Raw genomic sequence first — 22,034 nt, forward strand, 5'->3', positions numbered from 1 at the left:
CGGACCGGCCGACGTACGCACGCCCCCCGTCGCCTCGGACGCGGACGGCGCGGCACCCGCCCTGGCGGACGTCGCCCACGTGGCAGGCGGTCTCGTGGCGATGGGTGTCAACAACGGCAACGTGACGGTGGCGGCGGACCTGTCCGGGTCCGGCCGGCACCAGCGGCTGAGGAAGACGGCGGACGCACTTGCCGCGAACTTCCACACGCAGTGGAACAGGGAATGGGTAACACGCCGTCTGCACTACCCCGGCCTGCTTCCGGTGTGTTTCCGCCCGGTGGACGGCCTGCAGGACCAGTGGGCCAACATCCGCATGAACCGGATGGGCGAGGACGGCGGCCCGCTGGCCCTGGACGGTCGCATCGAACGGATCGCGGAGGTGTACCGGACGATCGAGTCCGGGCGGCTGGTGGTGCTCGGCAAGGCCGGCTCCGGCAAGAGCTGCCTGACCCTGGCGTTCGCCCGCGCTCGCCTCGAAGAGCGGCGTCAGGCGCCGAACGGGCTGGAGGGAACGCCGTCCGGACGGTCGGTTCCGGTGGTCTTCGGCCTCGCGTCGTGGAATCCGGAGGTCGCGCTGGAGGACTGGCTGGCACAGCGCCTGATCGAACTGGAGCCCGGCCTGGCCGAGCCCATGGACGGGACCTCGGAGGCCGGCGCTCTCCTGTCGTCCCATGACCGGCTCATCCTGCCCGTCCTGGACGGCTTCGACGAGATGGCCCCCGGACTGCACGCGAAGGCCCTGGTCGCGCTGCGGGACAGCGGCATCCCGTTCCTGCTCACCAGCAGACGCGAGGAATACGAGAAAGCAGTCGTCGAATCCGGCCCCCTCGCCCAGGCCGCCGTGGTCGAGCTCCAGGACCTGACGCTGGCGGAGCTTGCTCATTATCTGCCGCGCAGTGCCCCTGTCGCCGGGGCGGCCAGAACCGGCGACAGCGTGTGGGACAAGGTGCTGGACCACATGCGGACCGGCCGGGCGGAGACTCTGCGCGCGGTGCTCTCCGTGCCGTTGATGGCCGCGATGGCGCGCGAGATCTACAGCGAGCCGCCCGGAAGCGACCCTTGGGAACTGGTCGGGTTCGACCACCAGGAAGATCTCGAATCCCATCTGCTCAGTGCCTACCTGCCCGCGGTGTACGGCCGTCGGCGGACTTCGGGGCGCGGCCGGCGCTGGAATGCGGAACGCGCCGAGAAATGGCTGGTCGGTCTGGCCGAGCACCTTGAGGAGCAGGGCACTTACGACCTTGCCTGGTGGCGGCTGGGCGACTCGCTGCCCGGTGGGGTCCGAGTGCGGCTCGGACACTGGGCCGCCGGAACCAGTGCGCTGCTGGCGGGTACGGCGGTCACCGGGCCCTTCATCTCGTCGGCGCACCCCTTCATCCAGGTGTGTGCGGCGGGCACTGTGCTGCTCGGAGCGGCTGCCAGCGCACGCGCGGGCCAGATCGCCTTCGGCGCCGAACCCGGGCCGGCACCCGCACGTGTCCGGTTGCAGATCCGTGGTGTCCGCAACCGGCCGGCCGCCTGGGCGGCCGAGGCTCGGCGTGCCATGCCGGGGCACGTACTTCAGGGCCCGATCGCGGTGGGTCTGGTGGCGGGCCGGCGCACGGGCTGGTGGACCGGGTTACCGGTCGGAGTCGTCATGGGGCTGGCCGGCTCCTTCCTGATCGGACTGGCGTCGACCACGGCACTCCTGGAGGAGGCGGAGGACATCCGGATGATCGCGACTCCCGCCGCGCTGCTGGCCATCGACCGCAGACGGACGGTGCAGCAGGCCCTGATCACCGGTGTGCTCCACGCGATGGGCATGTCTCTCATCCTGGTGGCTGCTCTCGGGACGCGCTGGCTGCCGGTGGGGCTTGCCGTCGGTGCGATGTCCGGAGTCTGGAAGCTGGTCACCATCGGCGCCTGGCCGCGGTGGGCCGTCCTGGTGCGCTGCTGGCTTCCCGTGGCCGAGCGTCGGCTGCCCCTGAGGGTCGCCGCGTTTCTCGAGGACGCCCATCGGTCGGGCGTCCTCCGTCAGGCCGGACCGGTCTACCAGTTCCGTCACGCACGGCTCCAGAGACATCTCGCGCTCGCCCGACGGGGACCGGGCACCCGCTCGCCCTCGACGCGACAGAGCCCCCGGGCCAGACCTTCCCGGCGGTCGGCGACCGGTGCCGCTTGACAAAACGGGACGCTGTTCCGGATAGTAATCGGGACAGTGTTCCGTTTTTCTCGGCTGTGGCCGCACGCGTCCGGCCACACGCCTGCCCGCCGGTGTGCGGGACGCCAGAAGGGAACCGCCCACCATGAGCCCATCCACCGAAACCGGCGACGGCACCGGCCCCGACACCGCCGCCTTCGGCCCGCCCACGCCCGTCCTGTCCTACAGCCCGGTGACCCTGTCCGTGCCCGGGCGGCCCGTGGACCTCCAGCTCCGCGTCTCCGCGCCCGCGACCGGGACCGGTCTGCCCGTCATCCTGCTCTCCCACGGCCACGGCGGCTCCCACAACCTCTCCTCGCTGAACGGGTACGCACCCCTCGCCAACCTCTGGGCGGCAGCCGGATTCGCCGTCGTCCAGCCCACGCACCTCAGCTCCCGGACCCTGAGCCGGAAACTCGCCGGCGCCCCCGGTGCCCCCTTCTTCTGGCGCTCGCGCGCCGAGGACATGAGCCGCATCCTCGACCGGCTCGACGAGGTGGAGAACACCGTGCCGCAGCTCGCCGGCCGCCTCGACCACGGCCGGATCGCGGTCGCCGGGCACTCCCTCGGCGGCCATACCGCGAGCCTCCTGCTGGGCGCCCGCATCACCGACCCCGACACCGGGACGGAGGTGAACCTGAGCGAGCCCCGGATCAAGGCGGGCGTACTACTGGCGGCACCCGGCAGGGGCGGCGACATACTCAACGGACCGATGGCCGAGAAGGTGCCGTTCTTCCGCACCACCGACTTCTCCACGATGACCACGCCCACCCTGGTCGTCGTCGGCGACAAGGACGACTCCCGGCACTTCACCGACATCGGCCCCGACTGGCACGCCGACCCGTACCGCCTCGCCCCCGCCCCCAAGACCCTGCTCACCCTGTTCGGCGCCGAGCACCTGCTCGGCGGTGTCTCCGGATACGACGCCGACGAGACCACCGACGAGAACCCCGAGCGCGTCGCCGCCCTCGGGCAGCTCACCGCGGCCTACCTGCGCACCCAGTTGCGGCCCGACCGCCACGCCTGGCAGACGGCGTGCGAGGCACTGACGACCGGGACGGCCCCGGCCGGCCGAGTCGAGTGCAAGTAGGCCACCGCGCCGCGGCACCGCAGGAGGACGCCGGGGACACCGGTTCGGAGAACAGCACAACCGGGACCGTCCCTCGTGGGTCTAGCCACCGATGACACACCATCAGGCCTCGCCGTGGGGAGACGGCGGAGTCTGCCGTCCCGGAGGGGGACCCATGCGCATCCGCCCGGCCACAGCCGTCGCGTCCCTGACGACCGCCCTGTCCGTGTCCGTGATCCCGGCGACCGCCCACGCGGCGGCACCGGCAGCGGCCAGTGACACCACGTTCTCGCACGTCGTCGTCAACGGCGGCAAGGACATCGTGCTCGGCCTGACCACGAAGAAGACCGTCACGATCACCTGGACGGCCACGGACCCGGACGGCATCGGCGCGTCCTGGGCCTACCTGTGGCACGGCCCGAACACCGACGACGAGGACGGCATCCTGGGGGCGTACCCGGCGGGTACGTGCGAGGTGCCGGCCATCCCCAACCCCACCACCGCCGACTGCAAGGTGAGCATCGCCGTCGACGCCGCACGGGACCTCGACCACAACGGCCTCGCCGGTACCTGGAAGGTGCTCGCCGGGGCGCAGGACCGAACCGACGACTGGACGGAGATCGACGCCGCGGGCACCGCCTCGGTCAAGCGGCTGGCCAAGGTCACGGTGAACGCCGCGCCGGAGCCGGTGAAGAAGGGCAGAACCATCACGGTCACCGGCAAGCTGACCCGCGCCAACTGGGAGAGCGGCAGCTACACCGGCTACCAGGGCCAGCCGGCCAAGCTGCAGTTCCGCAAGAAGGGCAGCTCCGTCTACACCACCCTGAAGACCGTCACCAGCGGCGCCGGCGGCACCCTGCGGACCACCACCAAGGCCACGGCGGACGGCTACTTCCGGTACGTCTTCGCCGGCACCGCCACCACCGGCCCGGCCACGGCGGCCGGAGACTTCGTCGACGTCAGGTGACACCCCCCTGGTCGCCCTCGACGGTGCCAGGCGTGATCTGCGCGCCGGTCGGGTAGCAACGTCCTGCTCCGCAGCCGTGCGGGACGCGTGCGAAGGGGGATCACAGGGTGTCGGACGACGGCCCGCCGGACGACTGGGACGCGCACGAACGCCGGCTGTGGGAGGCGTACCGGAACGGCGAGTGGTGCGAGGACGTGCCGGAGGTGCGGGCCGAGGTCCTGCGGTGGCTGCTCGTCGCCGCGCCGCGGCCGGTACCTGGGCGGCTGGCCCGGCTCAGGCTCCGCGGTGCCAGGATCACCGGCACCCTGGATCTGGCCGAGGCGGCCGTCACGGGCGCGATACGCCTCCACTGCTGCCGCTTCGACGCCGAACCCTGCTTCGACGGCGGGCAGTTCGGCGTGCTCCAGCTGACGGACTGCGCCCTGCCCGGGCTGAGCGCGGCCCGGGCGCGGGTGGGCCAGGAGTGCGAGATCGTCGGGTGCGCCCTCGACGGCACCCTCAACCTCCGCTCCCTGACCGTCGGCACGCACCTGCTGCTCGACCGCTCGACGGTGCACCCGCCGGACGGCGCGGATGCCGTCGACGCCCAGTCGCTCGCCGTCGAGGAACACCTCTCGGCGACCGGGCTGCTGTGCACCGGTCCGGTCCGGCTCAAGAGCTCCCGGGTGCAGGACACCCTCGGCTTCCGCGGTGCCACCCTCCAGGGCGACCGGGCCTGCCTCCAGGCTCCCGAACTGACCGTGGGCGGCGGCCTCTACCTCGACCAAGGGTTCGCCGGCGACGGGGGCATCAACCTCTACGGCGCCTCGATAGGCGGTTCGCTGCACCTGGAGGACAGCACCCTGACCGGTGCGGACGCACAAGGCGGCGAACCCGCGCTCCAGTTGCTCTGCGCCTCGGTCGGCGGCGACATACAGGCCGGCTCCGGGTTCACCGTACGGGGGAGCGTCGACATGCGGGACACCTCGGTGCGGGGCAGCGTCGTCCTGCGCCGGGCCCGGCTGCACCATCCGGCCGGCACCGCGCTCCGGGCCCACCGCCTGCACGTCGGCGGCGACCTCGACTGCCGGGACGGCTTCGTCTCGCAGGGCACCGTGGACCTCTGCGACGCCCGGGTCGGCGGTTCGGCCCTCTTCGAGGGCGCCGAGCTGACCGGCCGCGCCGGGGCCGCCGCCCTGCGGGCCAACGGCATAGAGGTGGGCGCGGAGTTCAACTGCTGCGACGGACTGACCGCGCACGGCCGGATCTCCCTCAGCAGCATCACCGTACGGGCCAGGCTCTGCTTCGAGAACGCCCTGCTGGACGTCCCGGCGGGGGAGCGTGCCCTGATCTGCCGGCGCTCCGCGGCCGCCGAGCTGACGCTGAAGCCCCGCGAGGCACCGGACGGCATCGTCGACCTCAGCCACACCCGGGTCGGCGTCCTGCGCGACGACCCGGCCGGCTGGCCCCGCTCGCTGGTCCTGGAGGGCCTCGCCTACGACAGCACCAAGCCCGCGCTGCCCGGGCACCGGCGGCTGACCTGGCTCGACCGGGACCCGGCCGGCTTCGCCCCGCAGCCCTACGAGCAGCTGGCCGCCAACTACGTGCGCCACGGCCGGGACGCCGACGCCCGCCGCGTCCTGCTCGCCAAACAGCGCCGCAGACGGTCCACCCTGGCCTGGCCCGCCCGGATCTGGAGCCTCCTCCAGGACCTCACCGTCGGCTACGGCTACCGGCCGCTGCGCGCGGTGCTGCTGCTCGCCGTCTTCTTCACCGTCGGCACCGCGCTCTTCGCGACCTGGCCGCCGCAGCCCTACGGCGACGGCACGCCCCCGGACTTCCAGCCGGCCGTGTACACCCTCGACCTGCTGCTGCCGGTGGTCGACTTCGGGCAGGAGCGCTCGTACAGCTCCCACGGCGCCATGCAGTGGGTGGTGGTCGTCCTGGTCAGCGTGGGCTGGGTGCTCGCGAGCACGGTGGTGGCGGGGGCCAACCGGGTCCTGCGCAGATCCTGACCCCCGGGCGCCCGGCAGGCGGCCCGGCACCGGCGGCCCACGCACCACCGCCCCCGCGCGGGCCGGGACGGATCCCGGTGTGCGCAGGGGCGGGTGGTTCAGTGGTGCGGGGTGCGGGTCAGCCGAGGAGCTTCGTCGCCAGGGTCGTGGAGTTGTAGGAGCCCCAGCCCGTGGTGAAGTCCCAGCCGGTGGCCGCGGAGTAGGCGCCGTTGCTGCCGCTGGTGATGTCGTGGAAGCCGGTGCCGCTCGCGGCGTAGAGGGCCGGGTTGGCGAAGCCGAGGTTGGCCTTGCCCTTCGCCGCGGCCTGCTGGTTGTACAGCGCCGCGAACGCCGCCCACTCGGGGGCCGCCGCGCTGGTGCCGCCGACCGAGGACCAGGAGCCCTGCGAGTAGATGGAGACGCCGGGGCTCGGGTTGGCGTGCGCCGAGACGTCCGGGACCTGGCGGTAGCCGCCGCCCGCGCTCTTCTGGACGGCCGTCTGCCAGCTCGGGATCTTGAAGACGGAGGACTTGCCGCCACCGCCGCCGGACCAGGCCACCTCCTTGCTGAAGGCGTTGGCCGAGGTGACGGTCAGCTTGGTGCCGCCGACGCCCGTGACGTACGGGTCGCTGGCCGGGTAGTCGACGGAGGTGCCGCCGTCGCCCGCGTCGTCGGAGCCGTCGTCACCGGAGGCCGCGTAGAAGCCGAGACCCTCGGCGGCGCCCGTCTTGAAGACCGCGTCCACCGCGTTGATGTTGGAGGTGGTGCGGGCCGACTCCGCGGCGCCCCAGCTGATCGAGGTGGTCGGGATGCCCGAGTCGACGATGGCCTGGTAGGTGTCGACCTCGCCGGCGTCGGAGTTGGGGCCCTCGAAGACCGTCACGTTCGCCTTCGGGGCGATCGCGTGCAGGACCTCGATGTCCAGCTCGACCTCGACCTGGCCGTCGCCGAGCGAGCCGGAGCCGCCGTCCACCTTGGACACGGTCGGGGTGGGCGAACCCAGGCTGTAGTTGGTGTCGTACTTGGTGATGTTGGACTGCTGGAAGCCGTCGAACTCCAGGAGCGCGATCTTCTGGCCGCTGCCGGTGTAGGTGCTGGAGACGTTGTAGCCGCCCTTGAGCTGGGCCGGGGTGTAGCCGCCGCCGGGGCCGTCGTGCGGGGAGACGGTGTGCGGGGTCGCCTGGTGGTGCAGCTGGACGCGGTTGTTGAGGCCCGCCACGTCGCTGACGATGGAGGCGAGGGAGGACGGCAGCGTCGGCGCGCTGTCGTTGGCGTAGAAGGAGCGGCCCGTGGTGGCGTCCTTCCAGGTCGACAGCTGGGTGCCGAAGGCCTTCTGCAGCTGGGCGGCGGTGCCGCTGGCGTCGACCAGCAGGTTCCCGGAGTGCACCTTGCCGACGGTGACGCCCTGCGAGCGCAGGTAGTCCCTCAGCTTCTTGACCTCGGCGTCGGTGCGGCCGAAGCGGGCCGCGAACTGGCTCTTGGTCAGGTAGTGGCCGTAGGACGCCGAGTGCGGGTCGCTGACCTTCGCCACGAAGGTGTCGAGCGCCGAACCGCCGCGGGGAGCCAGGCTGATCGCCACGGATATCCGCTTGCCGGCCGCCACCTTGCCGGTGCGGGCGGCGTCGTGCTTCAGGCCGGGCAGGACGTCACCGGCGACGGTGGCCCGGGCGGTGTGCGGGGCGTTCGCCGCGTAGGCGGCCGGAATGACCGCCGTGACCAGGGCCGGCGCTGCGACCAGGCCGAGCAGCTTCAGGCGTGACTTCACTGGGGTCCTCCGAGGAATGGAGAGTGGGGGGTGGGGAGTTGCGTCCCGGAAACGGAACGGGATCACCGTAGGAACTGCGGCCCCACCCCCGTAAGCGGGGGAACCCTTGCGTTACGTGTTAACTGCGGATGTCACGTCAACGGCGTGTGTCGAGCGGGCGGGGGAGGCGGGCCCGCGCGGCCTGACTCACCGTCACCGTCTGTGCGGCGGGCCCGGGTCGGTCGTCGTCACCGGTGTCCACCGTCGCGCCGGCGGCGATCACGGCGACCGCCATCGCGTGCGCCAGCGCGGTGCGCGAGCGCACGCCGAACTTGCGGTAGACCCGGGACAGCGCCCCCTCCACCGTCTTGACGCTGATGAACAGCTCCGCGGCGACCTCCCTGTTGGTCGCCCCGCCGCCGACCAGTTCGGCGATCCGCGCCTCCGTGGGCGTCAGTCCGGGCCCGCCCGCGCCCGTCTCGCCGCCGCCGCGCTCCCAGGCCGCCAGCCGGGCCAGTTCGTCCCGGGCCCGGGACGCGAGCGGGGCCGCGCCGATACGGGTCGCCGTCTCCAGGGCCTCGGCGAGCGCCTGGCGGGCCGCGTTCCGGCGGCGGGCGCGCCGCTCGACCGCGCCGAGCGCGATCAGGGTGCGGACCAGTTCGACGGGCAGCGGCAGCCGGCGCAGCCGGTCGACGGCGGCGCGCAGCCGTACCGCCCCCTCCTTCGCGCGGCCGAGGCCCGCCTCGCGCAGCCCCTCCGCCCGGTCCAGGGCGGCCAGGACGCTGCCGGGCGCCCCGTCCGGCACCCGCTGCCGGGCGTCGTGGAGCACGGCCCCGGCCGCGTCCGTCTCGCCCAGCACCACCAGCGCCTCGGCCAGGTCGCCGTACCAGAGCAGCAGCGGCGGGTCGGCGGCGCACATGGCCTCGCCGAGTTCCCGGACGCGCTGCAGCGCCTCGACGGCGGCCGCCGCCCCGCGCGGGTCGCCGCCGAGCAGTTCGGCCTGCCCGAGCACCGCGAGCGCGCGCAGCAGGAACAGCCGGTCGCCGTCCGCCTCCGAGGCGCGGACCGCCTGCGCGGCCAGCCGCCGGGCCTCGTCGACGGCTCCGCCCGCGGTCGCGGCCAGGGCCGCCGCGTAGAGCGCCGGAGCCGCCTGGGCCAGGGCGCGGGAACAGCGGGCCGCGGTGCGCAGCGCCTCCCGGCACTGTCCGGCGCGCACCTGGATGCGGGTCAGCGCCACCAGGGTCGCGACGGTCTCCTCGGCGCCCGCCGGCTCACCGGTCGCGGCGAGCAGCGGGACGACCTGGTCGCGGGCCTCGGTCACCCGGTCGGAGTCCAGGGCGAGGATCGCCCGCATCCGGATCAGCCGCCGGCTCTCCGGGCCGCAGGAACGCTCCGCTGGAAGCGCCGCGACATGCTGTGTGTCGACTGCGGCGCCGTCGTGGCTGGTCGCTCCCCCAAGTTCTCGGCTTCGCTCGAACCCGGGGGGACCCCCATCGCGGCGGCAGCCGCATATCGGATGGGGCCCCGCGCCCCTTCGGGGCGCTGCCGAACCGGCGCGGACTGCGCCGGACCCGCCGACCAGGGTCAGCGCCTCCGCCAGCGCGGCGTCGGCGGCGACCGGGTCCCCGGCCAGGGACCGGACCCGGGCCAGGGTGGCGAGCGCGTCGATCCGGGTCCCGGTGTCGCCGGCCGCGCCCGCCTGCCGCGCGGCCCGCCGGGCGTGCTCGGCCGCCTCCGCCAACTCCCCGCACAGCAGGCCCCGTACGGCGGCCCAGTGGTGCAGCCGGGCCTGAGAGCGCGGATCCCCGGCGGCGTCCCGCAGACCGTCCGCGATCAGGTCCTCGGTGCCCTCCAGGGCCTGCCCGGCGCCGCGCAGCAGGACCAGCCGGGCCCGCACCCGCTGTGCCGCCGAGCCCGACCGGGCGAGTACGGCCCCGGCGGCCTCGCCCGCCTCCTCGGTGCGTCCGGCGTCGCAGGCGTACTCGGCGGCGGCCAGCAGCCGTTCGGCACGTTCCGCCGGGTGGCCGGCCGGGGTGCGGCGGGCGGCGAGGACGGCCAGTTCGAAGGCGGTGCCGGGGGCGCCGTCGCTGCGTGCGGACCCGGCCGCGGACATCAGGGTGCGGGCCGTGGCCTCGTCCTCGTACGGGTGGGCGAGGGCGAGATGGCGGGCCCGCTCCACCGGTTCGGGCACCGCGCCGGCCAGCAGCGCGTGCGCCTGCCGGCGCCCGTCGGCGCCGGCGTCGGCGTGCACGGCGGCCCGGAGCACGGGATGCCGGAAGCGTACGACCCCGTCGGCGTCGGCCGCCGCGACGCCGAGCCGCTCCGCCTCCGCGAGGTCGGCGGCCGGGTCCGGCAGCCCGGCGGCGCGCAGCAGGGTGAGGCTGGGGCGGGCGGCGGCGCTCGCGACGAGCAGGGTGCGGCGCACCGGGTCCGGCAGCGAACGGGCCCGCTCCAGCAGGAGGGTGCGCAGTCCCGGGGGCACCGGCGGCAGCGCGCCGAACCCGGCGGGCGCCGGGGCGCGCAGCGCGGCGCGCCCCAACTCCCGTGCGTAGTAAGGGTTTCCTGCGGCGGTCAGCAGGATCGCCCGGAGCACGGTCGGGGGCAGGTCGGCGCCGAGGTCGGTACGGACGAGGTGGGCCGTCTCGCCGTCCGTCAGGGGCGGCACGGGGAGTTCGACAGTGCCCGGCGGGCAGCAGCGCAGCCGCTCGGGCCGGCCGCCGTCCGGCACCCGCTCGGCGGCGAGCATCCGGATGCCGGGGCCGTCGAGCCGGCGCACGGCGTAGGCGAGGACGTCGGCGGTCGGTTCGTCGAGCCACTGGAGGCCGTCGACGACCAGCAGGACGGGACCGTCGGCGGCCAGGGCGCGCAGCGCGTCGAGGACGGCGACGCGTACGCCGAGCAGGCCGCGGCCGTCCGCAGGTCCGCCGCCGCGCAGCAGGGCCGTCCGCAGCGCCGCCCGGGGTTCCGGCGGCAGCGTCTCCAGGCGGCTCTCCGGGACCCCCGCGAACAGGTCGACGAGCCCCGCGAAGGGCAGCCGGGCGTCCTCCTCGGCGGGCGCGCAGTGCAGTACGGTGCCGGCGGCCGGGTCCGCCAAGAGGGCTGTCACGAGCGTGGACTTGCCGATGCCGGCGGGGCCGTGGAGGAGCAGTCCGGGGCGCGCCGCCGCCTGGACCCGGGCGGCGTCGAGCAGCGTACGGCGCCCGGTCAGAAGCATGTGTTCATGACAACCTCCGGTGATCCGCCGTGTCAATGACGTTCGTCACCTCCCGGCGCCGCCGCCCCTGCCCGACATGGCCCAACAGGTCATGTCTTCTTCCTGAATCCCTCGTTACGGAACGCGGAAGGCTCTTCGGCCCTCCTCCTGTGCGGAAGCAACGATGCACGGGCAGGACAACCAGGGACTGAGTGACATGGGTTTGACCAGTCGAACGACCGTATACGCGCTCGCGGCGCTGGCCGCCCTGTGTGTGGCCCTGCTGGTCTGGCTGTGGCCGCGGTTGGCCCGGCCGGGACTGTGGCAGGTGCTGGGGCGGCTCGGGGCCGTCGCGGTGACGCAGGTGACGATCGTCGCGGCGTTCGCGTGCGCGGTGAACTCGTCGTACCAGTTCTTCGGTTCCTGGAACGAACTGCTGGGCAACGTCGACACCGCTCCGGTCGGCGTGACGCAGGCGGCCGGCGGGAACGGCGGCGGCTCGGTGAACGGCATAAGCAGCGTCCGCGGGGCGTCGCTCGTGCAGCCCGCCGGCGACCAGCAGCTGAGCCGGGTCAGCGGGCTGCCGTCCGGGCCCGCAGCGGCCGTCGGCCGGGTGGAGTCGGTGAAGATCATCGGCCGCCGCACCGGCGTGGTCGACCCGGCCTTCGTCTACCTGCCGCCGCAGTACTTCCAGAAGGCGTACCACCGCATGCGCTTCCCGGTGATCGTCGCGCTCAGCGGCTACCCGGGCAGCATCTTCAACCTCGCCCAGCACCTGCGGGTCTCGCAGACCGCCGGCGAGCTCCAGCACAAGGGGCAGATGCAGCCGACGATCATGGTGATGATCCGGCCCACCATCGCCCCGCCGCGCGACACCGAGTGCGTGGACGTCCCCGGCGGACCGCAGACCGAGACGTTCCTGGCCAAGGACCTGCCCGAAGCCGTCAAGTCCGTCTACCGGGCCGGCCACGACGCGAACTCCTGGGGCGTCATGGGGTACTCCTCGGGCGGCAGTTGCGCCCTGCAGCTCACCATGCGCGACCCCGGCGTCTACACCACGGCCGCCGCCCTGTCGCCCGACTACGAGGTCAAGGACGACCCCACGACCGGCAACCTCTTCGGCAGCGGTCCCGGCCGCCAGGCCCGGGTCGACGGCCACGACCTGATGTGGCGGCTGAAGCACCTGCCCGCCCCCCAGGTCTCGGTCCTGGTCGCCAACAGCAAGCACGGCGAGAAGGGCTACGCACAGACCGAGGCCTTCATCAAGGCCGTCAAGGCACCCATGCGGGTCGTCTCCATCCTCCCCGAGAACGGCAGCCACAACTTCCCCACCTGGGTACGGGAGATGCCCGCCGCCCTGAAGTGGATGAACGAGCAGCTGACCTTCCCCCAGGACGTCGTGCCCCGGCACCACGCCACGAAGGAGACGACCGAGGCGGCAGGCAGCCCCAGTCCCAGCCCCCGCACCCGGCCCGGCCACGGCTCGGTACGCGCGGAGGGCCAGGAACCCACGCCCAGGCCCACGGCCTCGGCACACCGCTGACCGCACACCGCTGACCGCACACCGCCGACCGCACAGCTGGGCGAGCCTCAGATCCAGGTGTCGAGCCACATCCTGGCCTGCCAGCCGCTGTAGGGAATCGTCTGCCCGGTGTAGATCGGGTAGAAGTAGGCGAAGTTCCAGGAGATGAGGAGCACCAGCACCCCGGCCGCCACCGCGCCCCGCAGCCGGCGTCGCTCCGTCGCGCCCGGCGGTCCGAGCAGGGCCCCCGTCATCATCGCCACGGCCAGGCACAGGTACGGCACGAAGACCACGGCGTAGAAGGAGAAGACCGTACGGTCCTGGTAGAGGAACCAGGGGAGGTAGCCGGCCGCCACCGCGCAGAGGATCGCGCCGGCCCGCCAGTCACGGCGCAGGGCCCAGCGGTAGAGGAGGTAGCCGAGGGCGAGGCAGGCCGACCACCACAGCGCCGGGGTGCCCAGGGCGAGGACCGTGCGGGTGCAGGCGGCCGCCGTGGAGCAGCCGTCCCGGCCGGGCTCGGGGGAGTCGTAGGCGAACAGCACGGGACGGCCGAGGACCAGCCAGCTCCAGGGGTTCGACTGGTACTTGTGCGGCGTGTGCAGGTTCACGTTGAACTGGTACACCAGGTACTCGTAGTGCCAGAAGCTGCGCAGCGGGGCCGGTATCCACGACCAGGTGCCGCCGCGGCCGTCCGCCCAGTGCCGGCCCCAGCCGTCGTCGGACAGGAACCAGCCGGTCCAGGTCACCAGATACGTCAGGAGCGCGGTCGGGACGAGGGCGAGCACCGACCCGGCGAGGTCCCGGCGCAGCACCGCCCGGTACGGACGGGCGGCCCCGGCGACGCGGCGGGCGCCGACGTCCCACAGCAGCGTCAGGACCACGAAGAAGACCAGGACGTACAGGCCGTTCCACTTGGTCGAGGCGGCCAGGCCGAGCAGCACGCCGGCCGCGAGGCGCCAGGGCCGGCGGCCGGTGCCGGCCCGGCCGGCGGTGTCGGCGTCCGGGCGCACCCGCCCCGCCGCGTCGGCCGGCAGGGCCGCCGCGAGCCGGGCCCGGGACCGGTCCCGGTCGATCAGCAGGCAGCCGAACGCGGCCAGGACGAAGAACATGACGACGAGGTCCAGCAGGGCGGTGCGGCTCATCACCAGGTGCAGGCCGTCCATCGCCATCAGCGCCCCGGCCAGACAGCCCAGGAACGTCGAACGGAACAGCCGGCGGCCGATCCGGCACAGCATGAACACCGACAGGGTGCCCAGCAGCGCCGTCATGAAGCGCCAGCCGACGGGGTCGAGGCCGAACAGCCCCTCGCCGAGGGCGATCAGCCACTTGCCCGTCGGCGGGTGCGCGACGAAGGAGCCGGTGTCGGAGAGCGAGATCACCTGCGGGTGCGCCAGGATCTGCGGGTCGGCGATCTTGCGGTCGGGCCAGGTGCCCTCGTACCCGAGATGCAGCATCGACCAGGCGTCCTTGGCGTAGTACGTCTCGTCGAAGATCAGGTCGCGCGGCCGGCCGAGGTGCCAGAAGCGGAGGGCACCGGCCAGGGCGGCGACGAGCAGCGGGCCCAGCCACTGCGTCGCCCTCGCCAGCCGCTGTGCCCGGACCGGGCCGAGGCCCAGAAGCTGCCAGAGGCGGGTCGCGGGCTCGGGAAAGGGCGGGACCAGGCGTTCCCGCACGCCGGCGGCCGGTTGCGGGGCCCCGGCGTAACCGAACCGGCGCAGCCGGGCCAGCCGCCCGGGGGCCGGTGGCGCCGGGCGTATGCCGTCGAGGTCGTGGGAACGCGTCGCGCTGCTGTTCGTCACCGGACGACCTTAGGCGGTGCCCGCACCCGACCGCGAAGCGGCAGTCCTACGAGGGCGAGGTGGCCCCCCCTGGTCCACGCGCATCCGACCGTCTGAGCGAATGCCTGTGATTGCCGTTCCGGGGTGGCCACGTGTAAGGCCTGGGCCATACCCTGGACTCAGGGCTACGGCACCCGGACTGCCCTGCAACGGAAGGGAGTTGAGGGGCGCTGGAGTCGTGACGGGGGGACTTTTGTTCAGTGGCAGAAACGGCGGTCATGCGGCGGGATTCGAGCATGAGCTGGTAGACCAGATGTGCGCGGTGTCGGGACTCGATGCACCGGGAGGGCGCGATCTCTTGATCGACATGCTGGCGGGCCGGTTACCCGAGTTAGCCAACGTCCGGCGACATGACCGGAAGCGGCACGACATAATGGAGATAGCCCGAGCCTGCTGGCAACGGCCCGCGGGGCTTTCCGTGTTGGCCGACACCCTCCAGGAGTACGACCCCGGCTCGATTCCCGTGCTGCGGATCGTGGAGCTGGTCTCCACCTCGCCGGTTCTCGCGGCCCTGCCCGACGCCGAGTCCCGCAGAGCCCGCTCGCTGCTGAGCCGCTTCCCGTATCCCGACGCGCAGGGCCTGCTGTACGCGGCGGCCGGTGACCTTCCGCTCCCGGCCCGGCCGGTCTCCACGCTCCAGGAGGCCTTCGACTTCCTGGCGGAGGCCAACGCCCGCCCCGACGGCCTGCTTCCCGTGCTGGTCCTGGTGGAGCACGCGATCGCGGCGGGCGCGGCGTCCGACGTCGAGCGGCCGGTCCTCGACGGCCTGCGCCGCTGGAACGACGATCAGAGCACACGACTTGACCTGGTCAAACCTCTCGAAGTCCTGCGCTCGCAGATCGCTCAGGGGGCAGCGGAACCCGCTCCCGCCTGTCTCGTTGTGCAGTTGAGCAAACACGGGTTGAGCTCGGACGAGTATCTGCTGTCCCACTGGCGTCAGCGGCGTCCGGGCTCGTGGCGGCCGGAGCGAGGAGAGGACCAGATCGTGGCCTTGGGCGAAGTCGAGGCCGCGGTGGAGCAGTTGGTCGAGAGCGTCGAGGAGGAGTGGGGCGAGCACCCCGGCAGGCCGGTCCTCGAGTTCGTGCTGCCGCTCCAACTGCTGAACCACCCCATGGAATGGCTGCCGACGGCCTCGGACTCGTCCGCCGCCACCCCTCTGTGCCTGGACTACCCGGTGGCGCTGCGGAGTCTGGAGCGGATGCGGGCCCGGCAGTTCCACCGGCGCTGGCGCAACCGCTGGCAGCAGCTGGCCGCCGGCCCCCGGATCGTCTGCCACTGGGACACGACGGGGGAGCGCGGCCACGACCCCGTGCGATGGAACCGCACGCTCGCCGCCGACGAGCGGCTGGTGTCGGTCGCGCTCACCGCGCCGCCGCTGCCCGGACCCGGTGGCCGCCAGGCCACCCTCGAAGCCGCGCTGCTGGCCGGGGTGCCGCTGGCGGTCTGGGACCGCCGGCCCGCACCCGCGGGCGACTTCAGGAAACGGGTCGACAAACTGCTGAAGGGAACGGCCGCCGAACTGCCGCAACGCGTGAGGAAGTTGCGGAACGAGGCGGCCACCGCCGCCGCGGCGCAACGCGATGCGCACACCGGACGTCACCTCGCGGTGCTCCTCGACAACCCGAATCGGATGGTGGACTGGTCCGAATACCCGGCGTCGGATCCCGGGAGCGTGCGCGGCGGACACAACGACGAGGGGACCTCATGAGCCGCGTCCAGCACCCGGTGGAGAACAGCCGCAACGGCGGGCCCGTCAGCCGCAGCTGGTGGATCTACCGGGGCACGGGGCAGCCGCTGCCCGACATCCGCCTCGCCGACGTGCTGCCCCCGCCGCCCGGCTGGCGGGCCTTCGACGGCGGCCCGGTGCTGCCGCCCGTACCGGCCGAGAGCGCCGAGACCGACCGTCGGCTCGGCAGCGTGGGCCGCACCACCTCCCGGCAGAACCCGCACGACATCGACATGATCAACACGGCCCTGCTGCTGCGCAGGCCGCTGCTGGTGACCGGCCGGCCCGGCATCGGGAAGTCCACGCTGGCCTACCTGGTCGCGCGCGAACTGGGCCTGGGCCGGGTGCTGCACTGGGGGATCACCTCGCGCAGCACCCTGCGCTCCGGACTGTACGAGTACGACGCCATCGGCCGGGCCCAGGCGTCCCTCGGGCGCGGCCCGGCCACCCCGTCCGGCGAGGGCACCCCGGAGGCGGCGGACGGCACCGCGGTGGCGGCACCGGAGGGCGGCACCGGGGCACGGATCGGGGACTTCGTGCGGCTCGGCCCGCTCGGCACAGCCCTGCTCCCGTACGAGCTGCCCCGCGTGCTGCTCATCGACGAGCTGGACAAGAGCGACATCGACCTGCCCAGCGACCTCCTCCATGTGCTGGAGAACGGCTCGTACGACATTCCGGAACTGGTCCGCGCCCGCCATCACGAGGGCCGGGCGCGGGTGTTCACCGACGACCCGGACACCACGGTCACGGTGACGGACGGCCGGGTCCGGTGCCGGGCCTTCCCGTTCGTCGTCATCACCAGCAACGGGGAACGGCAGTTCCCGGCGGCCTTTCTGCGCCGCTGTGTCCGGCTGGACGTCACCCCGCCCCGCGAGGACCAGCTGGCCAGCATGATCGCCGCGCACTTCCGGGACCAGGAGGGCCGGTACGACGACATGATCCGGGAGTTCGTGGAACGCAGCCGGCAGAACGGCGGGCTGGCGACCGACCAGCTGCTCAACGCCGTGTTCCTGCGGACGGCCGGGGTCCGGGAGGACGACGAGTCCTGGGGCGAGCTGCTGGAGGCCCTCTGGCGTGAGCTGTCGGGGGCGCCCTGATGGGTGAGGACTCGCGTGCCCGTCCGGAGGCCTTCGAAGTGGCGGAGGGCCTCTGGCTGCACGCGTACCAGACGCTGGCGGCACGGCTGCCGGCGTCGGACCGCCCGCCCCGGTCCCGGCCGGCCGGCCTGTCGGGGATCTCCGGGCTGCCCGAACCCCCCGGCGGACCACCGGCGTCCGACAGGACGAACGGCACGGACAGGGCGAACGGCACGGACAGGACCGGTGGAGCGGGCGGGGCAGGCGGGGCAGGCGGTATGCCCGGCACCGGCGGCGGAGCGAAGAACGGTACGGGCGGGACGGGCCGGACAGGCGGGACGGACGGCGGTACGACGGGCGGGGCCGCCGGGTTCGGCACGGCGGCCGGGAACGGCGACGGAACGCCGGGCGGGGCAGCCGGCGGCGAGGGGCAGGACCTGTCCGGTGACATGGCCGGGGTGCTGTTCCTGCCGTTGCAGCCCGCCGGACCGGAGGGGTCCGGGCCCGGCTCCGCACAGGAGCAGGCGGCCCGGCGGGTCCACGCCGAGGCGGCTGAGCCGGTCGAGCCGGTCGAGGTCCTGCCGGTCGAGGTCGTGCCGGACCTGCGGGACGCGGCGGGGATCAGCCGTGCGCTGCGCGCGCTGAAGCAGCTGGTGCCCTCGGCGTTCGAGGTCGAGCTGGACGAGGAGACCACCGCCGAACGCGCCGCCGAGGACGGTCTGTGGCTGCCCTACACCCGGTCGGCGGACGAGCGCCGCTTCGACCTGGTGCTGGTGGTGGACGACCACCCGACCATGGTGATCTGGGAGCAGACGGTCGCCGAGTTCACCACGGTGGCCGAACGGCTGGGCGCCTTCCGTGACGTACGGGTGCGCCGGCTCGGCCTGCGCGAGACCTCGCGGGGGCCGGAGGCGGTGCTGCGCGGGCCGTACCCGGAGCACGACGTCCTCGGGGTGCCCGGCGAGCTGGTGGACCGTACCGGCCGCCGGATCATCCTGGTCCTGACCGACGGCCTGGGACCGCTGTGGCGGACCGGGGCCGGCCGGCAGGCGCTGGAGCTGTGGTCGGCGGCCGGTCCGTTGGCGGTGGTGCACCTGCTGTCCCAGCGGGACTGGCACCGCACCGCGCTGGCGCCCCGCCCGGCGCGGCTGCGCAGCCCCCGCGCGGGGGCCCGCACCACCGAACTGGCCGTGGACTTCCCGGCCGAGTGGCACGACCCGTTCGACCCGCCGCCCGCCGACTGGACCGCGGCGGTCCCGGTCCTCGAACTAGACGCCCGGTGGCTGGGCCGCTGGGCCGGACTGGTGGCCGGTGCGGGGCCCGACTGGATCGAGGCCCCGGTGCTGCTGCTCGGCGCGCCCGACGTGCCCGGGGAGGACGAGGGGGACGTCGACGAACCGCCGCTCGTCATCCCGGCGCCCTCGGTCCAGGAGCGCATCCGGCGCTTCCGCAGCCATGCCACCCCCACCGCCTTCCGGCTGGCCACCCATCTGGCCGCCGCGATCCTGGAGCCCCGCCTGGTGCGGGACGTCCAGCGCAGACTGGTGCCCGAGGCGCAGCCGGCCCATCTGGCCGAGCTCTTCCTGAGCGGCCTGCTGGAGCCGCCGCCCGCCGAGGCGCAGAGCGCCGTCGCGCCCGCCCCGCTGGAGTTCGTCGACGGCGCGCGCGAGGCGCTGCTGGCGGGCGCGATGCGCGCGGACACGGCCCGGGTGGTGAGTTCGGTGTCCGAGTTCTACGGCGACCGGTTCGAGGCGGCCCGCGGGCTGCACGGTGCGCTGCTCGCCCCGGAGGAGGAGCCGGTTCCACAGGTGACGGCGGAGAACCTGCCGTTCGTGCGTGTCGAACTGGCCGTGCTGCGCGCCCTGTCGGGGCCCTACCTGCTGCGTGCCCGCCGGGTCGGCGCGGCGCTGGAAGGGGCCTCTTCGGGTGCGTCGATCACCGAGAATTCGCGGCAAATAGGCCACGATGTCCGTAATAAAAATGTTGTAAATTCAGACTTGGGCGGCCTGGACATGACCGACACCACTGCCAGTGAGCACCAGCATGCGGCGGGAGGTTCCGCGAGCGGGACTCCAGTGCGGGAGAATCCCGTTCCGAGCGCCGACGAGCGGTCGGGCGCCGGCCTCTCGTCACCCGGCAGGACGGTCCCGGGCCCGGCCGCACCGCAGTCCCGGCCGGCCCCGCAGCGCGCCTCCGTGCCCGTGGTCTGGGGCAACGTGCCACCGAACAACCCCAACTTCACCGGGCGGGAGGAACTCCTCGCCCAGGTGCACCAGCAGTTGCTGACGGGCGACACCTCTGCCGTGCTGCCCCACACCCTGCACGGCATGGGCGGCGTCGGGAAATCCCAGATCGCCATCGAATATGTGTACAGGCATTCGTCCGAATATGACGTGATCTGGTGGATTCCGTCCGAACAGCCGACGATGATCCTGACCGCCCTCACCGAACTCGCCCACCGGCTGGGCCTGAACGTGGGCACGGAGGCCAACCGGGCGGTCCCGGCGGTCCGTGAGGCCCTGCGCCGCGGGGAGCCCTATGACCGGTGGCTCCTGGTGTTCGACAACGCCGAGAACGTCGAGGCGGTACGCCCCTACTTCCCGACCGGCGGTACCGGGAAGATCCTCATCACCTCCCGGAACCAGGAATGGGACCGGGTGGCCAGGACCCTCTCCGTGGACGTCTTCACCCGCGAGGAGAGCAAGGCGCTGCTCCGCCGCCGGGCCCGCGACCTGAGCGACACCGACGCCGACCTGCTCGCCCAGGAGCTCGGCGACCTGCCGCTCGCCATCGAGCAGGCCGCGGCCTGGCAGGCCGTCACCGGCATGGCCGTGTCCGAGTACCTGGGGCTGATCCGGGAGAAGATCGCCGAGCTGATGCTCGAACTCGTCCCGTCGCCGGACTATCCCATGTCGGTGGCCGCCGCCTGGGACGTCTCGCTGCGCCAGCTCGAACAGCGCAACCCCGCGGCACTCCAACTCCTCCAGGTCTCCTCCTTCTTCGCGCCCGAGCCGATCTCCCGCGCCCTCTTCAACAACTCGCGGAGCAACATCGCCCCCGAGCTGGACGAGGCGCTGCGCCACCCCATGAGGCTCGGGCGGGCCATCCGGGAGATCAACGTCTACGCCCTGGCCCGGATCGAGCACCGGCACGACACCATCCAGCTGCACCGTCTGGTCCAGGCGGTCCTGGTCAACCGCATGTCCCCGCAGCAGCAGGCGGACATGCGGCACGGCGCGCACCTGCTCCTCGCCGACGCCAACCCCAACAGCCCCGGCTCCAGGGAACTGTGGCCGCGCTACCAGCAGCTGCTGCCGCACATCGTGGTGTCGCGGGCCGTGGACTGCGACTCGCCCTGGGTGCGCAGCCTGATCCGGGACGTGGCGGAGTTCCTCTTCATCTGGGGCGACCACGACAGCGCGGTCTCCATGGCGCGTGAGGCGCTGGAGGTGTGGACCCGGAAGTTCGGCTCCGAGGACCAGCAGACGCTGGAGATGGCGAAGTGGCTGGCCTTCCTGCTGCGCAGGGTCGGCGAGTACCAGGAAGCCGCCGACATGATGCAGCGCACGGCGGACACGTACATCCGGATCGCGGGCGAGGACGACGAGGGCACCCTGGACGCCCTCATCCAGCTGACCAGCGGGCTGCGGCTCCGGGCCGAACTGACACAGGCACTGGAGATCAACCGATCGGTGTACGAACGCTCCCTGCGGGTCTTCGGCGACGACGACCCGGCCACCCTCCGCGCGGCCCACAGTCTGGGCGTCGGCCTGCGGTTGATGGGCCTGTACAAAGAGGCGCGCGAACGCGACACGGAGACGGCCCGGCTGCGTGCCATCGCACTCGGCGAGAACCACCTCCTCACCCTGAACACCCTCAGCGGCCTGTCCCTCGACATCCGCGAGACCGGTGACTACCTGGGATCCGTGGTCCACCAGGAGGATGTCTACGCCCGTTACGTCGCCAACTACGGCGAGGACAACCCCGCCAGCATCAGCTGCGCCCGTGTTCTCGCGGTGTGCCGTCGGCGTGCCGGGGACCACGACCGGGCGCTGCAACTCGCCGAGCTGGCGCTGTCGAAGTTCGAGACCCGCTACGGCGCCGACCACCCGGACGCCATCGCCTGTGCGGCCAACCTGGTCGTCGACCTCCGGCAGGACGGCCAGCTGACGCGTTCCAGGGAACTGGGCGAAGCGACCGTGGTGCGCTACACGGCCAAACTGGGCGAGGGCCACCCGCACACCTTGTCGGCCCGTACGAACGTGGCCATCACCCTGCGCCATCTGGGCGAACTCGACGACGCCGGGGCACACCTCGACGCGGCGCTGCGGGGCATGCGCGAGGTGCTGGGCGACGAGCACATCCTCACCCTGACCACGACCCTCGGCATGGCCAACCAGTACAGCGCGCTGGGGCGCCACACGGAGGCCCTGGAGCTGGACCAGCAGACCCTTCAGATCCTGAAGAGGAACCTCGGCGAGGACCACCCGACCACGCTGGCCTGCGCCAACAACGTCGCCTTGGACCTGCGCGCGCTGGGCCGTGTGGACGAGGCCACGGTGCTGCACACCGACACCCTGGCGCGGTTCCGCCGGACGCTGGGCGAGGGCCACCCGGCGACCGTGTCCGCTGCCAGCAGCCAGCGGGCCGACGTGGACATCGCCCCGGTGCCGTTCTAGGCCGAGACCGCCGGTCGGTCGGGCCCGGTGCCCGACCGACGCGCTCCGGCTACGGCTGTGCCTACGGC

Annotated in this window: 11 protein-coding genes; 8 read left to right on the top strand and 3 right to left on the bottom strand. The window is 73.2% G+C overall.

Going from position 1 to position 22,034, the window contains the following annotated elements; genetic code table 11:
- The first annotated feature begins 79 nt into the window (after positions 1-79).
- From ACWGKQ_RS12975 to ACWGKQ_RS12990, 4 genes are all read left to right on the top strand, one after another.
- The gene (locus tag ACWGKQ_RS12975; protein WP_453291965.1) at positions 80-2,161 is read left to right on the top strand and encodes a hypothetical protein; all 2,082 of its coding nucleotides are present in this window, start codon (positions 80-82) and stop codon (positions 2,159-2,161) included.
- Positions 2,162-2,285: 124 nt separating this feature from the next.
- The gene (locus ACWGKQ_RS12980) at positions 2,286-3,269 is read left to right on the top strand and encodes an alpha/beta hydrolase family protein (RefSeq protein ID WP_453291966.1); all 984 of its coding nucleotides are present in this window, start codon (positions 2,286-2,288) and stop codon (positions 3,267-3,269) included.
- Between the two features lie 154 nt (positions 3,270-3,423).
- Positions 3,424-4,215 carry a hypothetical protein gene (locus tag ACWGKQ_RS12985; RefSeq protein WP_453291967.1) on the top strand — a complete coding sequence of 264 codons (792 nt, stop codon included), beginning with the start codon at positions 3,424-3,426 and terminating at the stop codon, positions 4,213-4,215.
- 107 nt (positions 4,216-4,322) lie between these two features.
- Complete coding sequence (locus ACWGKQ_RS12990; RefSeq protein ID WP_453291968.1) at positions 4,323-6,209, top strand: hypothetical protein; 1,887 nt, start codon at positions 4,323-4,325, stop codon at positions 6,207-6,209.
- 118 nt (positions 6,210-6,327) lie between these two features.
- Here ACWGKQ_RS12990 and ACWGKQ_RS12995 read toward each other — a convergent pair whose 3' ends face one another.
- Both ACWGKQ_RS12995 and ACWGKQ_RS13000 read right to left on the bottom strand, forming a co-directional pair.
- Positions 6,328-7,953, bottom strand: coding sequence for a S53 family peptidase (locus ACWGKQ_RS12995; protein WP_453291969.1), 1,626 nt, complete (start codon positions 7,951-7,953; stop codon positions 6,328-6,330).
- 136 nt (positions 7,954-8,089) lie between these two features.
- Positions 8,090-11,146, bottom strand: a complete 3,057-nt coding sequence (locus ACWGKQ_RS13000) for an AAA family ATPase (protein WP_453291970.1) — start codon at positions 11,144-11,146, stop codon at positions 8,090-8,092.
- 196 nt (positions 11,147-11,342) lie between these two features.
- Here ACWGKQ_RS13000 and ACWGKQ_RS13005 point away from each other — a divergent pair, with 196 nt between their 5' ends.
- Positions 11,343-12,668 carry an alpha/beta hydrolase gene (locus tag ACWGKQ_RS13005; RefSeq protein WP_453291971.1) on the top strand — a complete coding sequence of 442 codons (1,326 nt, stop codon included), beginning with the start codon at positions 11,343-11,345 and terminating at the stop codon, positions 12,666-12,668.
- 47 nt (positions 12,669-12,715) lie between these two features.
- Here the strand turns inward: ACWGKQ_RS13005 and ACWGKQ_RS13010 are convergent, their stop codons facing one another.
- On the bottom strand, positions 12,716-14,446 hold the full coding sequence (locus ACWGKQ_RS13010; protein WP_453291972.1) for a dolichyl-phosphate-mannose--protein mannosyltransferase: 1,731 nt from the start codon (positions 14,444-14,446) through the stop codon (positions 12,716-12,718).
- A 292-nt stretch (positions 14,447-14,738) separates the two neighbouring features.
- Between ACWGKQ_RS13010 and ACWGKQ_RS13015 the strand changes: the two genes are divergently transcribed.
- From ACWGKQ_RS13015 to fxsT, 3 genes are read left to right on the top strand one after another with little or no spacing between them, the layout of a single operon-like run.
- On the top strand, positions 14,739-16,193 hold the full coding sequence (locus ACWGKQ_RS13015; protein WP_453291973.1) for a VMAP-C domain-containing protein: 1,455 nt from the start codon (positions 14,739-14,741) through the stop codon (positions 16,191-16,193).
- Complete coding sequence (locus tag ACWGKQ_RS13020; RefSeq protein ID WP_453291974.1) at positions 16,190-17,308, top strand: AAA family ATPase; 1,119 nt, start codon at positions 16,190-16,192, stop codon at positions 17,306-17,308. The genes ACWGKQ_RS13015 and ACWGKQ_RS13020 overlap by 4 nt, the downstream gene beginning before the upstream one ends.
- Entirely contained in the window at positions 17,308-21,966 is a 4,659-nt protein-coding gene (fxsT, locus tag ACWGKQ_RS13025) for an FxSxx-COOH system tetratricopeptide repeat protein (protein WP_453291975.1), read from the top strand. The genes ACWGKQ_RS13020 and fxsT overlap by 1 nt, the downstream gene beginning before the upstream one ends.
- Positions 21,967-22,034 lie beyond the last annotated feature (68 nt).

The organism is Streptomyces sp. NPDC054770 (genome assembly GCF_053611985.1).